We start from the raw sequence: 25,000 nt of genomic DNA, 5'->3' as shown, positions 1-25,000 counted from the left end.
CCTTCTTTAAAACCTCATGAATACGTCCTGTTGGCACATTCCGCTTGGTTCGAGTTTGTTTTGGAGCTTTTTTCTCTGCGGCCGGCAAGATTTCCTGTGAAACTGCAACACCATGCTGCTTTAATTGCCGAAGTTCCGCCTCCATTTCTTGCATGCGCTGCAAAATAGCCTGCAAATGATCTGAACCCTGCTTTTTTATTAAAAATTGCTGACAAAGTTTCACCATTACAACTTCCAAAAAGATGCGCGGGTGATTTGTCCATTTCATTTCCTGCTGACTTTTACTCAAGGTATGAATTACCTCATAAATCGTTTCAGCATGAATTTGTTCGCTTAGCATACGAAAATCTTCATCAACTATGACACGCTCTAGCAAATCCTCCAGCTGTGGAGAGGTTTGATACAGAAGCATATCTCGATAGTAATAGATGAAGTCCTCCATAAAACGCATCGCATCTTTCCCACGATCCATCAGCTCATCTATAATTCGGAGCGCTTGGGGCACATCATTCTCAAAGATACACATCGCCAAACGGGATAACTGCTTTTGCGCTACTGATCCAGTTACAGCTAATACATCCTCAGTTTTAACTATATCTTCACTGTAAGAAATAGCCTGATCAATAAGGCTAAGAGCATCCCTCATTCCACCTTCTGCTGCTCTTGCTACAATGTGAAGTGCTTCCTCTTCTACCTCCGTTCCCTCATTCCGTACAACTGTTGCAAGACGGTCCACAATATCTTGAACAGAAATTTTCCGAAATTCAAAACGCTGACAACGTGAAATAATAGTCGGAGGAATTTTATGGGGCTCAGTGGTGGCCAAAATAAAGATAACGTGCTTTGGGGGTTCTTCTAATGTTTTCAACAATGCATTGAAGGCACCCATGGAAAGCATGTGAACTTCATCAATAATATAGACTTTATATCGAACAGAGGCGGGAGGTGTTCTTACCTTCTCGATTAAATACCGGATATCATCCACACCGTTGTTAGAAGCTGCATCCATCTCTAATACCTGATCATTGGTCCCAAGCATGATGGACTTGCATGTTTCGCATTCATTGCAAGGCTCTGCTGTTGGTCCATTCTCACAGTTAATCGCCTTTGCAAACACCTTAGCTATCGTTGTTTTCCCAGTTCCTCTTGGACCAGAAAATAAGTAAGCATGGGGAACCTTCCCCTGAAGAAGGGCATTTTGCAACGTTTTCGTTACATGCTCTTGGCCGACCACGTCTCCGAACGTTTGCGGTCTCCAAGTTCGGTAAAGCGCTTGATATGACACGAAAGTACGGCCTCCTTCAAACTATTTTATCTCATCTATTATACATGATTACCGTAATGGAAGTAAAAAAGAAAAAGTGAAGAGATAAGGTTTTTCAACCTAGGGAAATAAGATGAACATTTTATCCCTAAGCATGATTTCCTTATGTAATAAAAAATACGGGTCTGCTATATCTAAATTTCTTCTTAAAAAGAAAAGCAAAAAACCCGCTTCAAAAAAGCAGGTTTAATAGCTATTATATAACTGCCGTGCACCTTCTGTCGATTGTGTGCCATAAGCGTTACCTAAGCAGTTAGCTCGGCCCAGGCACCCCTGCGGCACACGGGAGCTTCCGCTTATTGCTGCTTCCTTCCGGACCTGACAAGGTTCACGAATTCCCGTTGCGCAGGACCCAGACGTCAACACCACTTACTTAGGGCAGGCCCTACAGCAAGCACAACCTTGAGAAGGGATTCGGCCTCGCTAGAGCGGATTGCGAGTACAGGGCACCGCTACCTCCCCGCTTAGCACGGCAAAGTTGAAACCATATTTAGTTGCCTTATTGAAGGCATTTCTAGTATATCTTTTTTCGAGTAGAAATGCAACTTATCAACAGGAAGTATTTTTACCCAAGTCTCCCTTTCCCTCTCTTTTTTTCCTGCGAAGCTCTCGAAAAAATTCTGATAGCATGGCTCCGCATTCTTCCTCCATCACGCCGCTGACTACCTCAGCCTGATGATTAAAGCGTTCCTCCTGCAGCAAATTCATTAATGTTCCGGCGCATCCTCCTTTAGGGTCGCTAGCACCATACACGACTCTCTCTACCCGTGACAGAACGATGGCCCCAGCACACATCGGGCACGGCTCCAGCGTCACATAGAGCGTCGCTCCCTCAAGACGCCATGTCCCCAGACTTCGACAAGCCTCGTCAATAGCCAATAGCTCTGCATGAGCAATTGAGCGCTGCTCCATCTCACGAAGATTATGGGCGCGGCTTATAACCTCACCCCCCATTACTATAACGGCGCCAATAGGAACCTCCTGCATCTCTCCTGCTTTTTTTGCCTCCTCAATGGCAAGCTTCATGTAATACTCATCACGTTCCACCATAATAAATCCCCTTTTATTCGCTGCAAATAACTTTTCGCACTTTATAAATGACTAAACTGCTTTGGTTTTGACACGTATATTAAAAAACTTGCTCAAAAGTACAATTTCGGGCAAATTTAAACAAATAAAGATAAACTGTTTTTCAACCCCCTTTCAAGCCACAATAAAGAAGAAAGAAAGGGGAGATATCAATGGACAAAACCGCTCTACTTATAATTGACTTAATCAATGACTTTCAATTTGAACACGGACCTATTTTAGCAAAAAAATGTATGGATATGCTACCAAGCATTTTACAATTAAAGAAATGGATCAAAAGAAATCACGGTCATATTATTTATATCAACGATCACTATAACCTCTGGCAGTCAGATATGAATAAAATTATCCAGCATTGCGAAAATGAATTAAGCAGACCCATTCTGCAGGACATCAGACCAAGGGAAGATGACTACTTCCTCATTAAACCCCACTATTCTGCCTTTTATGAAACCCCGTTGAACACATTACTTGGGTACCTAAAAATACAGAATCTTATCCTAACTGGATCAGCTGGAAATATATGTATCCTTTTTACGGCAAACGATGCATATATGCGTAATTATAAACTATATGTACCGAAGAATTGTATTGCATCAAATTCTGAAAGAGATAATGAACATGCTTTAACAGTAATGCAAACAATTTTAAAAGCAGATATTTCAGACTCTGATCAGCTGCCCTTCATTCTCTAAGCTAAAATGAGCTCCAACTGATTGCGATAGAGAATCCTGTATGCTTTTCTAATTTTCGCAAGAAGTTTTTAAAAGAAATACATCTTTTATCCACTATCTTATGCTACAATAATCCTGTTTTGATTCTTGTTCGTCTGAAGGCGCCGGAGTAAAGGAGGAGAAGCGATGATAGACGTACCTTTTATTACGGTGGAGGGTCCCATTGGAGTTGGAAAAACCTCACTTGCAAAAGCTGTTTCAACTCATTTCCAGCTTCATTTGTTAAAGGAGATTGTAAGTGAGAATCCTTTTCTAGGAAAATTTTATCAAGATATTGAGGAGTGGAGCTTCCAAACGGAAATGTTCTTTCTCTGCAACCGCTATAAGCAGCTAGAGGATATTCATACGAAATACTTAAGTAAATCTATGCCCGTTGTATCTGATTACCATATCTTTAAAAACTTGATTTTTGCAGCCAGAACACTAAAGTCTGCACAATATGATAAATATATTCAAATTTACAATATTCTCACACAGGACATGCCCACTCCAAATGTAATCATCTACCTAACAGCAAGCCTAGAAACATTACAAAAACGTATTTCGCTCCGCGGCCGGGAATTTGAAAAGGATATTGATCCACAATACTTGCTGCAGCTTATCTCAGATTACGAAACTGCTATGGATAAATTTTCTAAAAACCACCCTTCCATCCCTGTCTTGAAATTTAATGGTGATGATATGGATTTTGTAAATAACGAGAATGATTTGAACCATATCTTATCTGCGTTAGAAACTACGCTGAAGAAGGAGATTGCAAACCCATGAATGTAAGACAAAAATATAAGATTCCGAATGACGCCGTTATTACGATTGCAGGTACAGTTGGCGTAGGTAAGTCTACTATGACAAAAGCATTAGCAAAGGCTCTGGGCTACCGAACATCATTCGAGAAGGTTGATACAAATCCATATCTAGATCAATTTTATACTGATTTCACGCGTTGGAGTTTTCACCTGCAAATTTACTTTTTAGCTGAACGTTTTAAGGAACAAAAGAGGATCTTTGAATACGGAGGCGGCTTCGTTCAGGATCGCTCTATTTATGAGGATACTGGTATTTTTGCAAAGATGCACTATGAAAAAGGCACTATGACAGAGGTTGATTATGAAACATACAAAGGACTGTTTGATGCCATGGTCATGACTCCATATTTTCCGCATCCAGACCTATTGATTTACTTAGAAGGCTCTTTTGAGGATATTCTAGAACGTATTCGTGAACGCGGAAGACCGATGGAACAGCAAACACCAATAGAGTATTGGAAGGAAATGCATGAACGCTACGAGCATTGGATCAACAACTTTAATGCTTGCCCTGTTTTGCGTCTTAATATTAATGAGTATGATATTATGCAAGATGAAGAATCGATTGAACCTATTATAGAAAAAATTGCTTACTTCCTGCATCAAACAAAAAAGCTTGTAAAGTAATAAAAAGGCTCATGGTTTATTTTTTACTGAAAGACAAGAGAAATGAAGTTTGAGGCTTGAATTAACAGTAAGGATATGTTGTTTAACAATTAAAAGAAAAATGAAAGAGGAGTGGGGAATCCACTCCTTTTATCACGACATGTTTTTGTTTTTTTACCACGACAATTTATGGTTTTAATTCAATTTTTATCCCTCATACGTCTCAAATAACTTTTTCAAATACTCCTGATTTCCTTCCGCGATATACTGCTCGGCTTCTATTAAACGCGTTGCTAATTCGGACTTCGTTAGACGCATATACTGTCTATAAACATTCTTTAAATTCCTGTCAGGTTTTAATTGTTCAAACTCGTGAAAAGTATGTTTTTCATTTTCCCGATAGGGAAGATGTTTTTCGAGTTCTTTTTGTTTTTTCTTATAGCTCTTACTCTTTTCTTTATAATACGCATAGAGTTCTTCATGATTTCTAATAGTGTTAAAATGAATCCCTTTGCCTTGTTCATCAAGTTCTTTTGTCTTCTTAGATACATTGTGCAAGGTAACTTCTTTGCCCTCCGCAAGGAGGGCATCTATTGCTTTTCTACCTAGCTCAAAGGAGTTAACCCTTCGCTTCTCATACTCACTCTCTAAGCCACTTTTATGGTTTTCTAATGATAAGTCTTGGCTCATTCTTCTTATCTCTCCTATACTCTTCGATTAATGCTATTTCTTTCAATTCAACTTTCGCATCATGTATGGTTTTTTTCATTTTCATCACTTCCAGATTAAAACCTTTTTCCTCGTAATATTCCTTCGTTTTTTCTGCCCATTCTAGATAATCAAGTAATTCATGCTTTTGTTCTGGTTCGGGTATTTTAGTACCGCAACCTACACATGCAAGCTTTATTGGGCAAATCTTGTTAGTAACACATGTACCCCCAACAGTTTTACTAAAAGGTCCACTAATCTCTCTTTGACGTTCAAAAAGGGCTTGTAGCTCTTCTGGTTGCCTCAAAACTTCTCTCATCATGTCAACTTGAGTATTCATGGAAGTGTGAAAATCAGTTACGACATTTGCTACTTGGCTTTGGGTAGGTTGAGAGTAATATCCTGTAACCTCTATATCCTTTTGATTGAGTATCATTGCTACGACATCAATCGGAAGTTCCTCTGCTTGTACCGCATGTGTCGCAAAACCGTGGCGTAATAAGTGTGGTTTCAACTTTACCAACTTCTTGTCTTGTGTTTCATAAATCAATCCAAAACAGATGAAGTTTAAAACGCATGCAAAAGTCTTATTTTCAAAATGCTTACCATGAAACTGAAATAAATAGGGTTGTTCTGGTCGTGATGCACCATGTCTTTTATAATATTTAAATTCCACTTTTGGAATTGAGCCTTTATAGTGTACATCTCTAAGGTACAAAGCAATTTCCTTTATTAAATCAAAAGTATCTTTGTTAACATAAAAGACTGCAAGCTCATCTCTTCCTTTCGGAATAGCTCTAAACATGTAGGATGTTTTTACTACATTTGTTTCTGGGTCGGTGATACTTCCCTGATCTAAACACCCAATCCCAAAATGGACTTGTACCACTTCACCTAACCTTGCACCTGAAGACGTAAATATATCTAGTGCTATCGCACCAAAGAGAGCTGTAATATACAAAACCTCAACGTTCATTAAAATGCCATCGGCATATTCCTGAGAGTTAGTTATAAAAGCCCCTTGTGCTAAAATACCTTTGTGATTAGGCTGGAAAGGCTCATTAATACCTTTTGAATCCGGTTCCCTATATCCGTACATCTCAAGTATTTTCAGTCTCTCATTTATTTGTTCTTCACTTAAAGATTGGTACCACATTCCGACTAGTTGATGTTCTAAAATGGGAAAAAACCAAAAACCATCAGTTTCTCCTACTGGTTCACCAGTTTCGTCATCTAATATTTCTGCCTTTAAAAACTCGACGAAGTATTCGTTGTTTTCATCTGAATAAGTAAATCTTCGTTTCTCCGCGTTTTTGATTGTAGTTACACGATAATTATCACTATGATGAAGTACGAAAGACGGTTTATCCCATAATCGAAAGGAAAAGAGCTCCTTTGATATATCTCCACGTTCCTCATTTTCAACATAAGCAAATTCAAAAGGAAGAGGATAATCGTTAGCTTTTACTAATTCCACAGCTTCAAGGTATTTCTGCCGCAATCGCCTAACCTGATTTAGACGGAACCCACCTTCGGCACGGATTTTTATAAAGTCTTTGGAAATTGCGTCTGTTTCAGACTTCCGTTTACTTTTCGCTGCTTCCTTGGCTGTTTTGTTAACTTTAAAATCTCTGCTATCTAGGTATGTTCGAGGGAGTAAAAAAGGGGCGAACACTTCTTGTTGTTCCTTTGTCAACTTGGTCGAATGCCACTTATGCACCTTTTTGACAACACCTTTATACTCATTAAAGAATACTCTTCTCTTGTTATCTGAATGGGAAGGGAGAATCTCCTCTCGTAAATAATCGGACAGATGTATATCTATATCAAAATCATTAAAATTTGCTAATTTGAGTTCTTGAAAGAGTTCTTTGAGACCAACAGTTACAACATATAAACCAGTGAAAATAGTCTTAGGGTCTAAGTTTTGATTGGAGTTTACCATCAACCCTAATGCTAAGTGGTTTGTAAAAAGATAACCACAACAGTTGTTTTTGAAGTAACGTAGATGCTCAGGGTTAACCTTGTCCCAAAGATAACCTCGTTTATCCTGATAGACAAAGATGTTGTCATCAACCTCGCCTTTTAATTCTTGATACCATGGTTTACTTTCTAATTCATCAATCACATTCCCACACCCTTAGGTTAATTAATAGCTTAACTATTCAATTCATTAATAAAATCCATCAATTCATGTTGTTTTTCAGGCATTTGAACGACCTTATTTCGAGGTTCAACCGAAGGTTGTTTAGCCCTCTTACGAGGTTTTATCTGATTTAAATACTCCTCCTGTTCCTTTTTCATCTTTTCTAGCAATCTATCATGCTGCTCTACCACATAATCCTTTTCATCAACGTAGTGCTCATAGACTTTCATTGTGTCTGCTTTTGCACTCCAATTCATATAAATTCGTAATCGTTTAATTGCCTTGTCCTGTTCTGCTTTATCCTTGTATTCTTCGCGAATCAGCCGAATACTACGGGTCACGAACCAATGACGAGTTTTATGAATATTGATTTTTATTTCTGCTTTTTCCATCATAGTTGACCAGTTTTTTAGAAAGGCATCATAAGTGTAGGGATTTCCATACTGATTAAGAAATATCGGAGTTTCATCAGGAATGTCATTCATGTTTAAACCACTTTTATCAACTTTCTTTCTCTCACCATGGATATAACGATCAAGTAGTTTTAACGTGTCATTATCTACTTTCAAAAACTTTGTTCTTTTTCCATGACTTCCCTTATTAAAGGTGGCAAATTCACCCTTGTCATACCTAGCACGATAGTCACCAAATGTAAGCTCAATAACCTCTCTTGCTCTTGCCCCAGTTTGAAATAACATTGTAGTAATAATTTCATCTCTAAGCTTCCATTTACTGTCCTCCCCAGCCTTATAAATCATAGAGGGGAGGTGAGGATCATCAATAATCTGAGGTTTCCACTCACCATTTAGGACCTTAAAATAAGAGTCGGTTAATCTTCGAGCACTTTTAGGTAAAGGTTCTTCTGTACCTGCCTCTTTAGGCATTCTAGGTTTTCCTTCCCTAACACCCTCCTTTAGGGCTTGGTGCTCTTCTAAAATGGCGTGTGCATCAATTAGGGGGTTGGGATAAGGATACATCCTTACATGAATCATGATTTTGTAAAAAGATTTTAAAGCACTTAACAATCGGCTGACAGTGTTAGGACTTTTATTTGTTAGCTTTACATTGTAATACGTTTTGCTATCGCTTGTTGTAACCTTACAATGAGCTTCATGCATCAAAAAATCCTCTATGGCTACCCGTACAATGTGGGGTTCATCATCCCACTTTACAGTTCTTTCTTGATAATTACTGCCAGTATGCAGCCAGGTGAAAAAGGTATAGAGTGTTTTTAGATAGGACTCGGCACTACTTTCTGCAATTCTGCCTAATGCCTCTTTATAAAAAACCGTGAGAGGCAGGAATGGTTTAAGGTGTTTATCCAGTACAATCAATTTAAACTTCCTAGCTTTTACCCCTTCGGGGCATTTTACGTGATGATACAAACTTTCCACCTCTATCAATCCACCTTTATTCCTGTTCTAACCAATTGTATAAAGGAATCGTTCCTGTCCGTTGTCCCTTTGATCCCAGCGATTCATAGTCACGTTGGGTGAAATCGACCAACTTCTTTTTTTCTCCGTTTGTAATCGGATCTGGCATCCAATTCTTCGTTTTAGCTGCTTTTACAAACTTGTATGGGTCATCAATAGGTCTACTTTGTTGCCTTATAATGAGACAAATTTCAAGTGCACGTTCCAACGGCAAAGAGCTAAGAACCTTATGTACTTCTTCTGAAAGGGAAGTAAGAGTTGCAACTTGGTATGCCAATTTGATTATTTCAGACTTGTTGTAATCTGTAGGGGTTGATGTGCTATTACTCTGGGCAGCTTTTTGGGAGGAACTCGTTAGGGCTGCCACATCACTTGCAGGTATCCTCCAACCTTCTTTACGGCTGTTTTGGATTGCACCTGGAAACATCCCATCTTTTATCTTTCTTTTTATAGTTTCTTCATTTTTGTAGCCCAAAAGGGCTGTTACTTCTTTAACTGAGAAATACTTTTCCATGCGAACCCTCCTTGAAAATGAATGAACTCATTATGTTGTTAAATAGAATATATGTTCTATTTTAAGGTGTATAATGAAGGAAGGTCAACCATTAATTTCCATTATCTATAATTAAATTATTGTGGTAATAAAAGTGGTGATAAAAAGGGTAAATGTAGCGATAAAAGTCTCGATAAATCCCCAAAATGTAGTGATAAAACGAAGAAAAAATCATAAAAAATAGGCGTATCAAGCAAAGTGTTGATACGCCTTAAAACTACATTGTTAAACAACATAGGTTGTCGTGTAGTAATACTTATATTTCTTTAATTATCTTAGATTCAGTATTACATATTATTTTACTGAAAGACAAGAGAAATGAAGTTTGAGGCTTGAATTAACAGTAAGGATATGTTGTTTAACAATTAAAAGAAAAATGAAAGAGGAGTGGGGAATCCACTCCTTTTATCACGACATGTTTTTGTTTTTTTACCACGACAATTTATGGTTTTAATTCAATTTTTATCCCTCATACGTCTCAAATAACTTTTTCAAATACTCCTGATTTCCTTCCGCGATATACTGCTCGGCTTCTATTAAACGCGTTGCTAATTCGGACTTCGTTAGACGCATATACTGTCTATAAACATTCTTTAAATTCCTGTCAGGTTTTAATTGTTCAAACTCGTGAAAAGTATGTTTTTCATTTTCCCGATAGGGAAGATGTTTTTCGAGTTCTTTTTGTTTTTTCTTATAGCTCTTACTCTTTTCTTTATAATACGCATAGAGTTCTTCATGATTTCTAATAGTGTTAAAATGAATCCCTTTGCCTTGTTCATCAAGTTCTTTTGTCTTCTTAGATACATTGTGCAAGGTAACTTCTTTGCCCTCCGCAAGGAGGGCATCTATTGCTTTTCTACCTAGCTCAAAGGAGTTAACCCTTCGCTTCTCATACTCACTCTCTAAGCCACTTTTATGGTTTTCTAATGATAAGTCTTGGCTCATTCTTCTTATCTCTCCTATACTCTTCGATTAATGCTATTTCTTTCAATTCAACTTTCGCATCATGTATGGTTTTTTTCATTTTCATCACTTCCAGATTAAAACCTTTTTCCTCGTAATATTCCTTCGTTTTTTCTGCCCATTCTAGATAATCAAGTAATTCATGCTTTTGTTCTGGTTCGGGTATTTTAGTACCGCAACCTACACATGCAAGCTTTATTGGGCAAATCTTGTTAGTAACACATGTACCCCCAACAGTTTTACTAAAAGGTCCACTAATCTCTCTTTGACGTTCAAAAAGGGCTTGTAGCTCTTCTGGTTGCCTCAAAACTTCTCTCATCATGTCAACTTGAGTATTCATGGAAGTGTGAAAATCAGTTACGACATTTGCTACTTGGCTTTGGGTAGGTTGAGAGTAATATCCTGTAACCTCTATATCCTTTTGATTGAGTATCATTGCTACGACATCAATCGGAAGTTCCTCTGCTTGTACCGCATGTGTCGCAAAACCGTGGCGTAATAAGTGTGGTTTCAACTTTACCAACTTCTTGTCTTGTGTTTCATAAATCAATCCAAAACAGATGAAGTTTAAAACGCATGCAAAAGTCTTATTTTCAAAATGCTTACCATGAAACTGAAATAAATAGGGTTGTTCTGGTCGTGATGCACCATGTCTTTTATAATATTTAAATTCCACTTTTGGAATTGAGCCTTTATAGTGTACATCTCTAAGGTACAAAGCAATTTCCTTTATTAAATCAAAAGTATCTTTGTTAACATAAAAGACTGCAAGCTCATCTCTTCCTTTCGGAATAGCTCTAAACATGTAGGATGTTTTTACTACATTTGTTTCTGGGTCGGTGATACTTCCCTGATCTAAACACCCAATCCCAAAATGGACTTGTACCACTTCACCTAACCTTGCACCTGAAGACGTAAATATATCTAGTGCTATCGCACCAAAGAGAGCTGTAATATACAAAACCTCAACGTTCATTAAAATGCCATCGGCATATTCCTGAGAGTTAGTTATAAAAGCCCCTTGTGCTAAAATACCTTTGTGATTAGGCTGGAAAGGCTCATTAATACCTTTTGAATCCGGTTCCCTATATCCGTACATCTCAAGTATTTTCAGTCTCTCATTTATTTGTTCTTCACTTAAAGATTGGTACCACATTCCGACTAGTTGATGTTCTAAAATGGGAAAAAACCAAAAACCATCAGTTTCTCCTACTGGTTCACCAGTTTCGTCATCTAATATTTCTGCCTTTAAAAACTCGACGAAGTATTCGTTGTTTTCATCTGAATAAGTAAATCTTCGTTTCTCCGCGTTTTTGATTGTAGTTACACGATAATTATCACTATGATGAAGTACGAAAGACGGTTTATCCCATAATCGAAAGGAAAAGAGCTCCTTTGATATATCTCCACGTTCCTCATTTTCAACATAAGCAAATTCAAAAGGAAGAGGATAATCGTTAGCTTTTACTAATTCCACAGCTTCAAGGTATTTCTGCCGCAATCGCCTAACCTGATTTAGACGGAACCCACCTTCGGCACGGATTTTTATAAAGTCTTTGGAAATTGCGTCTGTTTCAGACTTCCGTTTACTTTTCGCTGCTTCCTTGGCTGTTTTGTTAACTTTAAAATCTCTGCTATCTAGGTATGTTCGAGGGAGTAAAAAAGGGGCGAACACTTCTTGTTGTTCCTTTGTCAACTTGGTCGAATGCCACTTATGCACCTTTTTGACAACACCTTTATACTCATTAAAGAATACTCTTCTCTTGTTATCTGAATGGGAAGGGAGAATCTCCTCTCGTAAATAATCGGACAGATGTATATCTATATCAAAATCATTAAAATTTGCTAATTTGAGTTCTTGAAAGAGTTCTTTGAGACCAACAGTTACAACATATAAACCAGTGAAAATAGTCTTAGGGTCTAAGTTTTGATTGGAGTTTACCATCAACCCTAATGCTAAGTGGTTTGTAAAAAGATAACCACAACAGTTGTTTTTGAAGTAACGTAGATGCTCAGGGTTAACCTTGTCCCAAAGATAACCTCGTTTATCCTGATAGACAAAGATGTTGTCATCAACCTCGCCTTTTAATTCTTGATACCATGGTTTACTTTCTAATTCATCAATCACATTCCCACACCCTTAGGTTAATTAATAGCTTAACTATTCAATTCATTAATAAAATCCATCAATTCATGTTGTTTTTCAGGCATTTGAACGACCTTATTTCGAGGTTCAACCGAAGGTTGTTTAGCCCTCTTACGAGGTTTTATCTGATTTAAATACTCCTCCTGTTCCTTTTTCATCTTTTCTAGCAATCTATCATGCTGCTCTACCACATAATCCTTTTCATCAACGTAGTGCTCATAGACTTTCATTGTGTCTGCTTTTGCACTCCAATTCATATAAATTCGTAATCGTTTAATTGCCTTGTCCTGTTCTGCTTTATCCTTGTATTCTTCGCGAATCAGCCGAATACTACGGGTCACGAACCAATGACGAGTTTTATGAATATTGATTTTTATTTCTGCTTTTTCCATCATAGTTGACCAGTTTTTTAGAAAGGCATCATAAGTGTAGGGATTTCCATACTGATTAAGAAATATCGGAGTTTCATCAGGAATGTCATTCATGTTTAAACCACTTTTATCAACTTTCTTTCTCTCACCATGGATATAACGATCAAGTAGTTTTAACGTGTCATTATCTACTTTCAAAAACTTTGTTCTTTTTCCATGACTTCCCTTATTAAAGGTGGCAAATTCACCCTTGTCATACCTAGCACGATAGTCACCAAATGTAAGCTCAATAACCTCTCTTGCTCTTGCCCCAGTTTGAAATAACATTGTAGTAATAATTTCATCTCTAAGCTTCCATTTACTGTCCTCCCCAGCCTTATAAATCATAGAGGGGAGGTGAGGATCATCAATAATCTGAGGTTTCCACTCACCATTTAGGACCTTAAAATAAGAGTCGGTTAATCTTCGAGCACTTTTAGGTAAAGGTTCTTCTGTACCTGCCTCTTTAGGCATTCTAGGTTTTCCTTCCCTAACACCCTCCTTTAGGGCTTGGTGCTCTTCTAAAATGGCGTGTGCATCAATTAGGGGGTTGGGATAAGGATACATCCTTACATGAATCATGATTTTGTAAAAAGATTTTAAAGCACTTAACAATCGGCTGACAGTGTTAGGACTTTTATTTGTTAGCTTTACATTGTAATACGTTTTGCTATCGCTTGTTGTAACCTTACAATGAGCTTCATGCATCAAAAAATCCTCTATGGCTACCCGTACAATGTGGGGTTCATCATCCCACTTTACAGTTCTTTCTTGATAATTACTGCCAGTATGCAGCCAGGTGAAAAAGGTATAGAGTGTTTTTAGATAGGACTCGGCACTACTTTCTGCAATTCTGCCTAATGCCTCTTTATAAAAAACCGTGAGAGGCAGGAATGGTTTAAGGTGTTTATCCAGTACAATCAATTTAAACTTCCTAGCTTTTACCCCTTCGGGGCATTTTACGTGATGATACAAACTTTCCACCTCTATCAATCCACCTTTATTCCTGTTCTAACCAATTGTATAAAGGAATCGTTCCTGTCCGTTGTCCCTTTGATCCCAGCGATTCATAGTCACGTTGGGTGAAATCGACCAACTTCTTTTTTTCTCCGTTTGTAATCGGATCTGGCATCCAATTCTTCGTTTTAGCTGCTTTTACAAACTTGTATGGGTCATCAATAGGTCTACTTTGTTGCCTTATAATGAGACAAATTTCAAGTGCACGTTCCAACGGCAAAGAGCTAAGAACCTTATGTACTTCTTCTGAAAGGGAAGTAAGAGTTGCAACTTGGTATGCCAATTTGATTATTTCAGACTTGTTGTAATCTGTAGGGGTTGATGTGCTATTACTCTGGGCAGCTTTTTGGGAGGAACTCGTTAGGGCTGCCACATCACTTGCAGGTATCCTCCAACCTTCTTTACGGCTGTTTTGGATTGCACCTGGAAACATCCCATCTTTTATCTTTCTTTTTATAGTTTCTTCATTTTTGTAGCCCAAAAGGGCTGTTACTTCTTTAACTGAGAAATACTTTTCCATGCGAACCCTCCTTGAAAATGAATGAACTCATTATGTTGTTAAATAGAATATATGTTCTATTTTAAGGTGTATAATGAAGGAAGGTCAACCATTAATTTCCATTATCTATAATTAAATTATTGTGGTAATAAAAGTGGTGATAAAAAGGGTAAATGTAGCGATAAAAGTCTCGATAAATCCCCAAAATGTAGTGATAAAACGAAGAAAAAATCATAAAAAATAGGCGTATCAAGCAAAGTGTTGATACGCCTTAAAACTACATTGTTAAACAACATAGGTTGTCGTGTAGTAATACTTATATTTCTTTAATTATCTTAGATTCAGTATTACATATTACCATGAGCCTTTTTATTACCCCTTGCTGCGTTTAGAAGGAGCAATTAATTCATCTCCTGATTTGCCTGCATGGATCCGTTGACGTACCGTACTTTGACTGAGTCCATACGCTTCTGCGATTTCTTTCACAGTCATTTCTACTCCATTTACAACAGCAGTTAGCGCTTTTCCCTTTTGCTTCACCGGTTTTTGTTTTGTAACCACCGTACTGGTTGTTTGGCAAATACAACCGCACAGCTTGCGAAAAGCCTCCTTGCTTACTATCTTTGAAACATTGGCGGTACTATTTAAAATTCGGTCTCTCTTACAAACAGGACATTGTACATAATAAAGTGTTTTCCCCTGAAGAGGAAAGGTTTGGATAGTTAAGTCCATTGTTGCTCCTTTCTGTTTGTTGAGATATGCACTAAAATAAAAACTCGTTACAGCATCGTAACGAGTTTTCCAATCTCCACTTATATGCGCTGTTGTCGTCAATACTTAAATGGCGGAGGAAGAGGGATTCGAACCCCCGCGCGGCTTTCACCGCCTCTCGGTTTTCAAGACCGACCCCTTCAGCCAGACTTGGGTATTCCTCCTTCTATTGACATGAAGTATTATAGCAGAAGAAAAAAAGAAGCGTCAAGCACCTTTCCTTCTTCTGCTTTAACTTTGCAAATAAGAAAGAGGGGGATTCCTTTTCTTATTTAATTACTTCTTTATTTCTCATGTACGGACGAAGCACCTCTGGAATAATAACAGAACCATCCTCCTGTTGATAATTCTCCAGAATAGCTGCTACTGTACGACCGATTGCTAATCCAGAACCGTTCAATGTATGTACATGCTCAGGCTTCGATTTTGGATCACGACGGAATCGAATATTAGCACGTCTTGCCTGGAATGCTTCAAAGTTACTGCAAGAAGAAATTTCACGATACGTGCTATAGCTCGGAATCCATACCTCAATGTCGTATTTCTTTGCTGCTGTAAAGCCTAAATCTCCTGTACACATGCTTAGTACACGGTATGGGAGACCAAGCAGCTGCAATACACGTTCTGCATCATTTGTTAGCTTTTCTAGCTCACCATAAGACTCTTCAGGTTTCACAAATTTCACTAATTCCACCTTATTAAATTGATGCTGACGAATTAATCCGCGTGTATCGCGTCCTGCAGAACCTGCCTCAGAGCGGAAGCACGCGCTAAACGCTGCATATTGAATTGGTAAATCATCACCATTTAAAATTTCATCACGGTGTAAGTTTGTAACAGGCACCTCCGCAGTTGGAATAAGGAAATAATCCTCACTTTCAATTCGGAATGCATCTTCCTCAAATTTCGGAAGCTGCCCTGTTCCTGTCATGCTATCACGGTTTACGATATATGGAGGCAATACCTCTTTATAGCCATGTTCCTCTGTATGGAGATCTAGCATAAAATTAATTAACGCACGCTCTAATTTTGCTCCTAAGCCTTTATAAAATACAAAGCGGCTCCCTGTCACCTTTCCTGCACGTTCAAAATCTAAAATATCAAGGTTTGTAGCAATATCCCAATGCGGTTTTGGCTCAAAGGAAAACTGTGGAACTTCTCCCCATCTTCGGATCTCAACATTATCATCTTCCGTTTCACCTACTGGAACGGATTCATGCGGGATATTAGGAATCGTTAATAAAAGCTTTTCAAGATCAGCTTCGACAACACGCAGCTCTTCATCCAATGATTTAATTTTGTCACCCACCTCACGCATCTCCAAAATTAAATGCTCCGCGTCCTGCTTTTCACGCTTTAGCATTGCTACCTGCTGAGAAACTTCATTTCGTTTTCCTTTTAGTTCTTCTGTCTGTACTAACAGTTCTCTTCTTTTTGTATCTAATTCTTCAAAACGGCCAAAATCTGTTAAGTCTTCACCGCGATGCTGCAGCTTGGCCTTTACCTCTTCAAAGTTAGCCCGTAATACTTTAATATCTAACATCTGAATCCTCCTTTAATATTGAAACATAAAAAACTCCCGTCCCTATAAAAAGGGACGGGAGTTATACCCGCGTTGCCACCCTGATTGAAAGTATATGCTTTCCTCTCGAGAAAGATAACGGCTCTTCGCCGGAAATGCTTACTAGTTTAAGCACATTCTGCATTTCGCTCAAGGATGGATTCACAGGCTGCTTCTACCGATTTGCACCAACCATCGGCTCTCTGAAAAAAGCTTATCCTGCTACTGCTTCCTGTCAACACTTTATACTATATAGATGTTTACCATCAATTTACTATAATCTTTGACAACTTGCAAGGGAGTTATACAACCTTATTTGCTTTTGCTTCTTCTACCATTTTCACGAAATAAGCTGTGATGCGGTGGTCATCTGTTAGCTCTGGATGAAATGAAGCTGCAAGGAATGGACCTTGCTGCACCGCCACGATACGGTCGCCGTGAGTAGCGAGCACATCTACATGATCTTCGACGCTCACAACATACGGAGCACGAATGAATACACCGACAAAATTCTCACCGACACCTTTGATAGATAAAGGTGCCTCAAAGCTTTCACGCTGCCTTCCAAAGGCATTACGCTCAACGGTAATGTCCATTACTCCAATATGAGCTTCATCATAGCCGACAAGGTTTTTCGCCAATAAAATCATGCCTGCACATGTTCCAAACATCGGCTTCCCTTCCTTTGCAAATTGACGAAGCGGCTCCATGAAGCCATATTTGTCAATTAGGCGGCGCATCGTTGTACTTTCTCCACCAGGTAAAATTAAGCCATCCAGCTCTGCCAGCTGTTCTACCTTCTTCACAACAACTGCATGTGCCCCGGAAGCCTCAATGGATTGTACATGCTCACGAACTGCCCCTTGAAGTCCTAATACACCAATTGTAATCATGCTGCAAACTCCTTTTGATTACCAGCCGCGCTCTTGCATGCGTTGCTCTGGTAATAACGATGAAATCTCAATACCTTTCATCGGGTTTCCTAATCCTTTTGATAAATGAGCAATAAGCTCATAGTCTTCATAATGAGTTGTAGCCTCTACGATCGAACGTGCAAACTTAGCCGGATTTTCGGACTTGAAGATACCTGATCCTACAAATACACCGTCTGCCCCTAACTGCATCATCAATGCAGCATCCGCTGGAGTCGCTACGCCGCCTGCCGCGAAGTTTACAACTGGTAAACGGCCTAAACGTTTGATTTCCAATAATACTTCATAAGGAGCACCGATGTTTTTCGCAAATGTCATAATTTCATCTTCACGCATTGCAACAACTTGAGCAATTTGTGAGTTCACTTGACGCATGTGACGAACTGCTTCTACGATGTTCCCTGTTCCTGGCTCACCTTTTGTGCGAAGCATAGCTGCACCTTCACCAATACGGCGGGATGCTTCACCTAGGTCGCGGCAGCCGCATACGAATGGAACTGTATAATCGCTCTTCTTCAAGTGATATACTTCATCTGCTGGAGTTAATACTTCACTCTCATCGATGTAATCTACTCCTAATGCCTCTAATACACGAGCCTCTACAATATGACCGATACGGCATTTCGCCATAACTGGAATAGATACAGCACCTAGTACTTCTTCAACAATTGTAGGGTCAGCCATACGTGATACACCGCCAGCTGCACGAATGTCAGCAGGAACACGCTCTAGCGCCATAACTGCAACTGCGCCTGCTTCCTCCGCGATTTTCGCTTGCTCAGCATTGATCACATCCATGATAACGCCGCCCTTTTGCATTTCTGCCATTCCGCGTTTTACGCGTTCTGTACCTGTTAAATTGTTAACCATTTAAAGAACCCCCTCTATATAAATTGCTTCTCTCCGTACTTTCCTAACGAAAATTAAGAATACTCTTACATTCTAACACTACATATTACCGACTTGTCCACTATTTTTTACCGAAAAATCAAGACGAAAAGCAGGAAATCCCGTACATTCCATAAGATGAACAAAATATAAAAAAATATAAGAAAAAAGTTCCCCTGGGGGAACTTTTTAAAACCAACCTTTTACCGTGTCCACTGCTCCAGTCCAAAGCCCGCCAAAAAAGGAGCCTACCCCGCGCATCGTAAGTACAAACCAGTTCGCCTTCTCAACATTAGCTTTTGTAATAAGCTCTGCTTTTAACTCTTTTCCTGAAAGAAAACCTGGGTCACTGTCATCCTTTGCTTTTAATGTCATGTACCCTACTGTTGTTCCTTTTTTCACTGGAGCAATAATTTCCTTGTTTTTCAATTCAGCGCCTGTTATGTAGGCATTTTTAGTCCCCTTAGGAACCGCAGCAACAACAGCTTTCTTCGTTTCAATTCCGATCTCCTTTGCTTTCCCCTTTGCAACCTTGATCACCTCTGTACCTTTTACCTCAGACCCTTTCGGATACAATTCCTTTAGTTCAAAGCCGCTAAATCCATAATCAAAGAGCTTCTTTGTTTCCTCAAATCGTGATTGATAGGAATCTGTTTTAATTACTACCGCAATAAGTCTCATGCCGCTTCGTTTTGCCGTACCTGTAAAACAATACCCAGCCTCTGGTGTAGAACCAGTCTTTAACCCATCCACACCTTCATAGCCATACACCAATCCTGGAAGCATCCAGTTCCAATTGTCCATATTAACCGGATATTTTCCGCCTTCTTGGAACACCTTTTTCGGAATACTTGCTGTTTCTAGCACATCCGGATAGTCGCTTATTAAACGCTGCGCCAAAATTGCGCAGTCCTTTGCTGACATTTCGTTTTCCTCATCAGCATTTGTACCAGCAGGTTGATTTCCTTTTAGATCACTATTTGTTAAACCAGTAGAATTTACAAATTTATAGTTCTTCATACCAAGCTCTTTTGCTTTTGCATTCATTAGTTTAATGAAGTTTCCTTCAGAACCTCCAATGAGCTCAGCTAGTGCAATAGTCGCTCCATTAGCTGAATAAATCGCCATTGCTTCGTATAATTCTTTTACTGTGTAAGACCCCCCTTTTTCAAGAGGAACGTTAGATAAATTTCGGTCCTGTGAAATGCTGTACGCATAATCGGATATCGTTGTTTTTTGATTCCATTTAATTTTTCCTTTTTCTATTGCTTCATGCACAAGATATTCCGTCATCATCTTTGTCATGCTTGCAATAGCGAGGGATTCATCGGAGTTTTTTTCATACAGTATCTTTCCTGATTGTGCTTCAACCAAAATAGCGGATTCTGCCTTTATATCTAGACCCGTATCTGTTGCTGCAAATGCAGCCTCATACGAAAACAATAAACTATACATTAATGTAAATAATGTAACTACAGCAAATACTCTTTTTTGAAAGAAAACTCTCACCTTGCTACCTCCAATAAAATGTTTTCACATAACGGTTATTCTAACATACTTCAAAAAAAATAGACAGAGGTAGAAACCTCTGTCCAAAAGATAGAATATTAAGATGAGTAGTTTGGCGCTTCCTTCGTAATTTGTATATTATGTGGATGGCTTTCACGCAGACCAGCACCTGTCATGCGGATAAATTGCGCATTTTCACGAAGATGCTCTAAGTCTGGCGCACCGCAATATCCCATACCTGAACGAAGCCCGCCTACTAATTGATGTACTGTATCAGCTAGTGGTCCTTTATAAGGCAGACGTCCTTCGATACCCTCCGGTACAAGCTTTTTATTTCCCTCTTGGAAATAACGATCCTTACTTCCCTGCTCCATCGCGCCCACAGAGCCCATACCACGGTACACCTTAAAGCGACGTCCTTGATAGATCTCTGTATCTCCAGGGCTTTCAGAAACCCCCGCAAACATGCTGCCAAGCATAACTGCGTGAGCGCCTGCAGCAAGTGCCTTAACGATATCTCCAGAGTACTTGATTCCACCATCCGCAATAACAGGCACACCATATTTACGTGCCTCTGTAGCACAATCGTATACAGCTGTTAATTGAGGTACACCTACACCAGCTACAACACGCGTTGTACAAATAGATCCCGGTCCAATACCAACCTTAATAATATTAGCCCCTGCTTCAATTAAATCTCGGGTTGCTGCTGCTGTTGCCACATTGCCGGCAATGATATTGAGGCTTGGATACTTCGCTCTAATTTCACGAACCTTTTCTAGCACGCCTAAAGAATGACCGTGAGCTGTATCTAATACAATAACATCTACATTCGCTTTCACAAGTGCGTCAATACGAGCTAATGCATCCGCCGTTACTCCGACAGCTGCTCCTACAAGCAGGCGCCCTACCTTATCCTTTGCGGAATTAGGGAACTCAATTACCTTTTCAATATCTTTAATCGTGATAAGACCTTTTAACGTACCTTGCTCATCAACAAGAGGGAGTTTTTCGATTTTATGCTTTTGCAAGATTTGTTCAGCTTCCGATAGAGTTGTTCCTACCGGAGCAGTAATGAGATTTTCCTTTGTCATCACATCAGAAATTTTAATGGAATAGTCTTGAATGAAGCGTAAGTCACGATTTGTTAAAATTCCAACTAGCTTTTGCTCTGTGTCGTTGTTAACAATCGGCACACCAGAAATACGGTATTTTCCCATAAGGTGTTCTGCATCGTATACTTGATGATCTGGAGTTAGAAAAAACGGGTCTGTAATAACGCCGCTTTCAGAGCGCTTCACTTTATCTACCTGTTCAGCTTGCTGTTCAATTGTCATATTCTTATGGATAATACCTAATCCGCCTTGACGAGCCATTGCAATCGCCATTTCTGCTTCCGTTACAGTATCCATACCGGCACTGATAAGTGGAATATTGAGTTGCAGCGTTTCTGATAAAGCAGTTTTTACACTTACCTCTCGTGGCAGCACTTCTGATCTTGCTGGGATTAAAAGAACATCATCAAATGTTAAACCTTCTTTAACAAACTTGTTTTCCCACATAAATTATCCCCCTCTGTTTCCAAAATATTATTAGTAGCTTAACAACTGGGTAAAATACTGTCAAGGAAGTGTTGATATGTTTGAATTTTTAGAATTCTAAAGGAGCTTTTTAATGGTTAAGATACAATCCACATGGCAAAAATTAAGCTTTTTCATTTCTTCTGTGCATTCTCAAAATTACCTTTCGCATTGCTACAAGGAATTATGTATAGAGGATGGCGACCGAAGAAGTTTCGATAACTGTTATCCATTTATTTATTATCTAGAGCACGGAAGGAGCTACTATGAACTAGCAAAAAATTCTCCGCTCTCCATTAAACCCGTTTTGCTCTTCTACGGCATGGTACAGCTCTTAAAGGCATGCTTACTTACTGTAGACCCAAATTATCCAGAATCGACATCTGTATTAGCTCATGGAGTTACAACACGTAAACGAAAAAAACAAAGCTATGAATTCCTGCAAGACGAAGTAAAGGTTCAAAAAAATGGGTTGTTTACTCATATTGCAGAGCGAATGTTCCATGTGAAACATTTAGAGGGAGAGAAATATACAATGGAAGCATTACTAAAACATGTTGGAGAATTAATTGATTTATTTTCCTATAGCAAAAAGGCTTCTGAATACCTGCCAATAGGAAGAATAAATGAAAAAGAAATTACAGTTCCTCTCTCCATACTAGACAGCTATCATATGACAAAGGAACGATTTATTGAATATTTCCAAGGAGCATGTCCCCATTTAGATATACAATATTTAAAAAAAGAAACAGAGAAGCAATTATTTTTTGCCTCTCCAATCGAAAAATGGAATGGGCTGTTATGCTCACCTCTAGCATATGACTTACATAAAGATCTATATTATCTTCCTTCTAATCGTGACAATAAGAACAACCTTCCTGAGTTGTTAGTTCATTATCTTCTTTTATATAACCTAAGCATGATTTCTCGTTATGAAACAGAATGGTGGAGCGATTTACTTCGTAGCTACTCAACAGAAGATTATCCATTTATTCATCAATTCCTTTCAGCTACATCCGAAAAGGTACCATACTACATTTATCTGTTTCTCATTCAGAAAGCATAATAATTGTTCATTTCCTGAGAAATGAAAAAGAACCGTCTGGAAAGAACGGTTCTTTTTTTCCTGCCTAGCGACGTCCTACTCTCACAGGGGGAAACCCCCAACTACCATCGGCGCTGAAGAGCTTAACTTCCGTGTTCGGTATGGGAACGGGTGTGACCTCTTCGCCATCATCACTAGACCTATTTGCTTGACTCATATTAGAGACAATGATCATTATATCACGCTCTTTTATAAAGTCAACAGGAATTTTGATATTCCTTCAAAACTAGATAACATACTGCGTTGTGTAATTATGATTAAGCCCTCGATCGATTAGTATCTGTCAGCTGCACGTGTCGCCACGCTTACACCTCAGACCTATCAACCTGATCATCTTTCAGGGATCTTACTAGCTTGACGCTATGGGAAATCTCATCTTGAGGGGGGCTTCATGCTTAGATGCTTTCAGCACTTATCCCGTCCGCACATAGCTACCCAGCGATGCCCTTGGCAGAACAACTGGTACACCAGCGGTGCGTCCATCCCGGTCCTCTCGTACTAAGGACAGCTCCTCTCAAATTTCCTGCGCCCGCGACGGATAGGGACCGAACTGTCTCACGACGTTCTGAACCCAGCTCGCGTACCGCTTTAATGGGCGAACAGCCCAACCCTTGGGACCGACTACAGCCCCAGGATGCGATGAGCCGACATCGAGGTGCCAAACCTCCCCGTCGATGTGGACTCTTGGGGGAGATAAGCCTGTTATCCCCGGGGTAGCTTTTATCCGTTGAGCGATGGCCCTTCCATGCGGAACCACCGGATCACTAAGCCCGACTTTCGTCCCTGCTCGACTTGTAGGTCTCGCAGTCAAGCTCCCTTATGCCTTTACACTCTTCGAATGATTTCCAACCATTCTGAGGGAACCTTTGGGCGCCTCCGTTACACTTTAGGAGGCGACCGCCCCAGTCAAACTGCCCACCTGACACTGTCTCCCGCCCCGATAAGGGGCGCGGGTTAGAACTTCAATACAGCCAGAGCGGTATCCCACAGGCGCCTCCACCGAAGCTGGCGCTCCGGCTTCCCAGGCTCCCGCCTATTCTGTACAAGCTGTACCAAAATTCAATATCAGGCTACAGTAAAGCTCCACGGGGTCTTTCCGTCCTGTCGCGGGTAACCTGCATCTTCACAGGTACTATAATTTCACCGAGTCTCTGGTTGAGACAGTGCCCAAGTCGTTACACCTTTCGTGCGGGTCGGAACTTACCCGACAAGGAATTTCGCTACCTTAGGACCGTTATAGTTACGGCCGCCGTTTACTGGGGCTTCGATTCAAAGCTTCGCCTAGAGCTAACCTCTCCTCTTAACCTTCCAGCACCGGGCAGGTGTCAGCCCCTATACTTCGCCTTGCGGCTTCGCAGAGACCTGTGTTTTTGCTAAACAGTCGCTTGGGCCTATTCACTGCGGCTCTCCTTACGAAGAGCACCCCTTCTCCCGAAGTTACGGGGTCATTTTGCCGAGTTCCTTAACCAGAGTTCTCTCGCTCACCTTAGGATTCTCTCCTCGCCTACCTGTGTCGGTTTGCGGTACGGGCACCATTTACCTCGCTAGAAGCTTTTCTTGGCAGCGTAGAATCAGGGAGTTCGCCCATAAAGGGCTTCCCCATCACAGCTCAGCCTTTACGGTAAGCGGATTTGCCTGCTTACCAGCCTAACTGCTTAGACATGCACAACCAGCGGCATGCATCCCCTATCTTTCTGCGTCCCTCCATCGCTCAAACGGTAAAGAGGTGGTACAGGAATATCAACCTGTTGTCCATCGCCTACGCCTTTCGGCCTCGGCTTAGGTCCCGACTAACCCTGAGCGGACGAGCCTTCCTCAGGAAACCTTAGGCATTCGGTGGATAGGATTCTCACCTATCTTTCGCTACTCATACCGGCATTCTCACTTCTAAGCGCTCCACCAGTCCTTCCGATCTGGCTTCACCGCCCTTAGAACGCTCCCCTACCACTGATACCGTAGGTATCAATCCGCAGCTTCGGTAGTATGTTTAGCCCCGGTACATTTTCGGCGCAGAGTCACTCGACTAGTGAGCTATTACGCACTCTTTAAATGGTGGCTGCTTCTAAGCCAACATCCTAGTTGTCTAAGCAACTCCACATCCTTTTCCACTTAACATACATTTTGGGACCTTAGCTGGCGGTCTGGGCTGTTTCCCTTTTGACTACGGATCTTATCACTCGCAGTCTGACTCCCAAGGATAAGTCATTGGCATTCGGAGTT

General features: G+C 40.0%; 19 protein-coding genes, 1 tRNA gene, 2 rRNA genes, 1 other RNA gene, 2 pseudogenes and 1 other annotated feature (2 of these 26 only partly in view). Of the genes and pseudogenes, 4 read left to right on the top strand and 21 right to left on the bottom strand.

The window, feature by feature from the left end; all coding sequences use genetic code 11:
- The 3 genes from dnaX to tadA all read right to left on the bottom strand — a co-directional run.
- Positions 1-1,285, bottom strand: partial view of a DNA polymerase III subunit gamma/tau gene (gene dnaX, locus AC6HZ4_RS00170; protein WP_497493054.1) — the 5' portion only. It extends 392 nt beyond the left edge of the window; 1,285 of the gene's 1,677 nt are visible here — the first part of the coding sequence; its start codon is at positions 1,283-1,285; the stop codon falls past the left edge of the window.
- 246 nt (positions 1,286-1,531) lie between these two features.
- An RNA gene (ffs, locus tag AC6HZ4_RS00165) (signal recognition particle sRNA large type) lies at positions 1,532-1,797 on the bottom strand.
- Positions 1,798-1,873: 76 nt separating this feature from the next.
- Positions 1,874-2,371 carry a tRNA adenosine(34) deaminase TadA gene (gene tadA, locus AC6HZ4_RS00160; protein WP_497495548.1) on the bottom strand — a complete coding sequence of 166 codons (498 nt, stop codon included), beginning with the start codon at positions 2,369-2,371 and terminating at the stop codon, positions 1,874-1,876.
- Between the two features lie 194 nt (positions 2,372-2,565).
- Here tadA and AC6HZ4_RS00155 point away from each other — a divergent pair, with 194 nt between their 5' ends.
- The 3 genes from AC6HZ4_RS00155 (at position 2,566) to AC6HZ4_RS00145 (ending at position 4,580) form a co-directional block, all read left to right on the top strand.
- Positions 2,566-3,108, top strand: coding sequence for a cysteine hydrolase family protein (locus AC6HZ4_RS00155; protein ID WP_497493053.1), 543 nt, complete (start codon positions 2,566-2,568; stop codon positions 3,106-3,108).
- Between the two features lie 165 nt (positions 3,109-3,273).
- Positions 3,274-3,915 carry a deoxynucleoside kinase gene (locus tag AC6HZ4_RS00150; RefSeq protein ID WP_497493052.1) on the top strand — a complete coding sequence of 214 codons (642 nt, stop codon included), beginning with the start codon at positions 3,274-3,276 and terminating at the stop codon, positions 3,913-3,915.
- A complete protein-coding gene (locus AC6HZ4_RS00145) occupies positions 3,912-4,580 on the top strand; it encodes a deoxynucleoside kinase (protein WP_497493051.1) in 669 nt (222 codons plus the stop codon). Before AC6HZ4_RS00150 ends, AC6HZ4_RS00145 begins: the two co-directional genes overlap by 4 nt.
- A 186-nt stretch (positions 4,581-4,766) precedes the next feature.
- On the opposite strand, the gene AC6HZ4_RS00140 is transcribed toward AC6HZ4_RS00145, so the two are convergent.
- The 16 genes and pseudogenes from AC6HZ4_RS00140 to guaB all read right to left on the bottom strand — a co-directional run bounded on the left by AC6HZ4_RS00140 (position 4,767) and on the right by guaB (position 21,657).
- The gene (locus tag AC6HZ4_RS00140; protein WP_497490793.1) at positions 4,767-5,249 is read right to left on the bottom strand and encodes a hypothetical protein; all 483 of its coding nucleotides are present in this window, start codon (positions 5,247-5,249) and stop codon (positions 4,767-4,769) included.
- Positions 5,218-7,395, bottom strand: coding sequence for a site-specific integrase (locus tag AC6HZ4_RS00135; protein WP_497490794.1), 2,178 nt, complete (start codon positions 7,393-7,395; stop codon positions 5,218-5,220). The genes AC6HZ4_RS00140 and AC6HZ4_RS00135 overlap by 32 nt, the downstream gene beginning before the upstream one ends.
- Before the next feature lie 29 nt (positions 7,396-7,424).
- Complete coding sequence (locus AC6HZ4_RS00130; protein WP_497490795.1) at positions 7,425-8,807, bottom strand: tyrosine-type recombinase/integrase; 1,383 nt, start codon at positions 8,805-8,807, stop codon at positions 7,425-7,427.
- Between the two features lie 16 nt (positions 8,808-8,823).
- Complete coding sequence (locus AC6HZ4_RS00125) at positions 8,824-9,360, bottom strand: helix-turn-helix transcriptional regulator (RefSeq protein ID WP_497490796.1); 537 nt, start codon at positions 9,358-9,360, stop codon at positions 8,824-8,826.
- Positions 9,361-9,861: 501 nt separating this feature from the next.
- Positions 9,862-10,344, bottom strand: coding sequence for a hypothetical protein (locus tag AC6HZ4_RS00120; RefSeq protein WP_497490793.1), 483 nt, complete (start codon positions 10,342-10,344; stop codon positions 9,862-9,864).
- Positions 10,313-12,490 carry a site-specific integrase gene (locus AC6HZ4_RS00115; protein WP_497490794.1) on the bottom strand — a complete coding sequence of 726 codons (2,178 nt, stop codon included), beginning with the start codon at positions 12,488-12,490 and terminating at the stop codon, positions 10,313-10,315. The genes AC6HZ4_RS00120 and AC6HZ4_RS00115 overlap by 32 nt, the downstream gene beginning before the upstream one ends.
- A 29-nt stretch (positions 12,491-12,519) precedes the next feature.
- The gene (locus tag AC6HZ4_RS00110; protein WP_497490795.1) at positions 12,520-13,902 is read right to left on the bottom strand and encodes a tyrosine-type recombinase/integrase; all 1,383 of its coding nucleotides are present in this window, start codon (positions 13,900-13,902) and stop codon (positions 12,520-12,522) included.
- A gap of 16 nt (positions 13,903-13,918) precedes the next feature.
- Positions 13,919-14,455 carry a helix-turn-helix transcriptional regulator gene (locus AC6HZ4_RS00105; protein WP_497490796.1) on the bottom strand — a complete coding sequence of 179 codons (537 nt, stop codon included), beginning with the start codon at positions 14,453-14,455 and terminating at the stop codon, positions 13,919-13,921.
- A 351-nt stretch (positions 14,456-14,806) separates the two neighbouring features.
- Positions 14,807-14,971 (bottom strand): annotated as a pseudogene (locus AC6HZ4_RS00100) (helix-turn-helix domain-containing protein); the annotation flags it as partial.
- Between the two features lie 39 nt (positions 14,972-15,010).
- A pseudogene (locus AC6HZ4_RS00095) lies at positions 15,011-15,166 on the bottom strand (DUF3797 domain-containing protein); the annotation flags it as partial.
- Positions 15,167-15,276: 110 nt separating this feature from the next.
- A tRNA-Ser gene (locus tag AC6HZ4_RS00090) sits at positions 15,277-15,369 on the bottom strand.
- 104 nt (positions 15,370-15,473) lie between these two features.
- Positions 15,474-16,748, bottom strand: a complete 1,275-nt coding sequence (gene serS, locus AC6HZ4_RS00085; RefSeq protein WP_497493050.1) for a serine--tRNA ligase — start codon at positions 16,746-16,748, stop codon at positions 15,474-15,476.
- A 47-nt stretch (positions 16,749-16,795) separates the two neighbouring features.
- Positions 16,796-17,014, bottom strand: a binding site (T-box leader).
- Between the two features lie 54 nt (positions 17,015-17,068).
- Complete coding sequence (gene pdxT, locus AC6HZ4_RS00080) at positions 17,069-17,659, bottom strand: pyridoxal 5'-phosphate synthase glutaminase subunit PdxT (protein ID WP_497493049.1); 591 nt, start codon at positions 17,657-17,659, stop codon at positions 17,069-17,071.
- 18 nt (positions 17,660-17,677) lie between these two features.
- Entirely contained in the window at positions 17,678-18,568 is an 891-nt protein-coding gene (gene pdxS, locus AC6HZ4_RS00075) for a pyridoxal 5'-phosphate synthase lyase subunit PdxS (RefSeq protein WP_497493048.1), read from the bottom strand.
- Between the two features lie 207 nt (positions 18,569-18,775).
- Positions 18,776-20,095 (bottom strand): serine hydrolase, encoded by a 1,320-nt coding sequence (locus tag AC6HZ4_RS00070; RefSeq protein WP_497493047.1) that lies wholly within the window; start codon positions 20,093-20,095, stop codon positions 18,776-18,778.
- Between the two features lie 98 nt (positions 20,096-20,193).
- Entirely contained in the window at positions 20,194-21,657 is a 1,464-nt protein-coding gene (gene guaB, locus AC6HZ4_RS00065; RefSeq protein WP_497493046.1) for an IMP dehydrogenase, read from the bottom strand.
- Positions 21,658-21,769: 112 nt separating this feature from the next.
- Between guaB and AC6HZ4_RS00060 the strand changes: the two genes are divergently transcribed.
- Complete coding sequence (locus tag AC6HZ4_RS00060) at positions 21,770-22,741, top strand: YaaC family protein (RefSeq protein ID WP_497493044.1); 972 nt, start codon at positions 21,770-21,772, stop codon at positions 22,739-22,741.
- 62 nt (positions 22,742-22,803) lie between these two features.
- Here AC6HZ4_RS00060 and rrf read toward each other — a convergent pair.
- Both rrf and AC6HZ4_RS00050 read right to left on the bottom strand, forming a co-directional pair.
- Positions 22,804-22,919 (bottom strand): 5S ribosomal RNA (gene rrf / locus AC6HZ4_RS00055).
- 114 nt (positions 22,920-23,033) lie between these two features.
- Positions 23,034-25,000, bottom strand: a 23S ribosomal RNA gene (locus AC6HZ4_RS00050) (it continues 957 nt past the right edge of the window).

Source organism: Ectobacillus sp. OTK (assembly GCF_059698935.1).
The sequence above is the reverse complement of the archived record's forward strand: the minus strand, read 5'-3'. Positions and strand labels throughout refer to the sequence as shown.

Coding starts and splice junctions, on each gene's coding strand:
- AC6HZ4_RS00155 (WP_497493053.1), top strand. CDS start 2,566: ATGGACAAAACCGCTCTACTTATAATTGACTTAATCAATGACTTTCAA.
- AC6HZ4_RS00150 (WP_497493052.1), top strand. CDS start 3,274: ATGATAGACGTACCTTTTATTACGGTGGAGGGTCCCATTGGAGTTGGA.
- AC6HZ4_RS00145 (WP_497493051.1), top strand. CDS start 3,912: ATGAATGTAAGACAAAAATATAAGATTCCGAATGACGCCGTTATTACG.
- AC6HZ4_RS00140 (WP_497490793.1), bottom strand. CDS start 5,249: ATGAGCCAAGACTTATCATTAGAAAACCATAAAAGTGGCTTAGAGAGT.
- AC6HZ4_RS00125 (WP_497490796.1), bottom strand. CDS start 9,360: ATGGAAAAGTATTTCTCAGTTAAAGAAGTAACAGCCCTTTTGGGCTAC.
- AC6HZ4_RS00120 (WP_497490793.1), bottom strand. CDS start 10,344: ATGAGCCAAGACTTATCATTAGAAAACCATAAAAGTGGCTTAGAGAGT.
- AC6HZ4_RS00105 (WP_497490796.1), bottom strand. CDS start 14,455: ATGGAAAAGTATTTCTCAGTTAAAGAAGTAACAGCCCTTTTGGGCTAC.
- serS (WP_497493050.1), bottom strand. CDS start 16,748: ATGTTAGATATTAAAGTATTACGGGCTAACTTTGAAGAGGTAAAGGCC.
- pdxT (WP_497493049.1), bottom strand. CDS start 17,659: ATGATTACAATTGGTGTATTAGGACTTCAAGGGGCAGTTCGTGAGCAT.
- pdxS (WP_497493048.1), bottom strand. CDS start 18,568: ATGGTTAACAATTTAACAGGTACAGAACGCGTAAAACGCGGAATGGCA.
- guaB (WP_497493046.1), bottom strand. CDS start 21,657: ATGTGGGAAAACAAGTTTGTTAAAGAAGGTTTAACATTTGATGATGTT.
- AC6HZ4_RS00060 (WP_497493044.1), top strand. CDS start 21,770: ATGGTTAAGATACAATCCACATGGCAAAAATTAAGCTTTTTCATTTCT.